Annotated in this window: 1 protein-coding gene; it reads right to left on the bottom strand. The window is 66.9% G+C overall.

Annotation, left to right across the window (positions count from 1 at the left end):
- Positions 1-897: DNA polymerase domain-containing protein (locus AC3AYF_RS20220; RefSeq protein WP_487780288.1), on the bottom strand; the 897-nt coding region annotated here is incomplete at both ends.

Below are 897 nucleotides of genomic sequence, written 5' to 3'. Positions count from 1 at the left end.
GGCGTTCCGCCTCGCGCTGCTACGGAGCGTGATCGTCGCGGCGCTGGAGGCCGCGCAAGGGGCCGGCGATGCGGCCGAAGCGGGGGCGGCATGAGCGACGCACGCGCAGTCGTCACCGGCGAATTCCTCGGACGAAGCCAGCCGCGGATCGAAGAACCGGCAGCCCCGCGAGCCGAGCACGCCATAGAACGCGTTCATGATGATCTTCAACGCCTGGGCCAGCGGCGCGTTGCCCTCGCGCTTGGCCGCCTCGCGCCCTTCCCACACCTGCTCGACGATCGCCGGCAGCGCATGGGCGGTTCGGGAAAACCTCGCCCCCAGGAACCCCGCCACCGAGTGTGCGTCATCCGGCGTGCGCAACCCTTCCACCAGGCCGACCGGATCGATCAGAAACGAGCGGATGATCGAGGGATAGAGACTCTTGAAATCGAGCACCAGCACCGAATCGTAGAGGCCCGGACGCGAGTCCATCACGTAGCCGCCCGGGCTGTCGTCGCCGTCGCGGCTGCCCAGGGTCGGGGCGACGAACCCGAGCCGGTGCATACGCGGCAGATAGAGATGGGAAAATGCCGCGACGGAGCCACCGCTGCGATCGGCGGAGAGCCCGGTGACGCTTGCCCGTTCGAGCAGGAAGTCGATGATCCGGGTGTGCTCGAAGATGCGCGTCACCAGCTCGCAATCCTTGAGGTTGTAGCGGGCCAGCGCCGGCTTGTCCTCCGCGAACATGCGGTTGATATCCGCCATGCGTTGATAGGGGTTGTCGATCGCCTTGCCCTCGCCGAGCAGCGTCTGGGCGACGTTTTCGAGGCTGAAGGAGGGAAAGCCCCAGGTCGCCGAGCGCAGCGCCTCGATACCGTCGATCGCCAGCCGCCCCGGAATGGTGACGAAATAGTGATT

It is taken from the genome of Salinicola sp. (assembly GCF_982684285.1).
The sequence above is the reverse complement of the archived record's forward strand: the minus strand, read 5'-3'. Positions and strand labels throughout refer to the sequence as shown.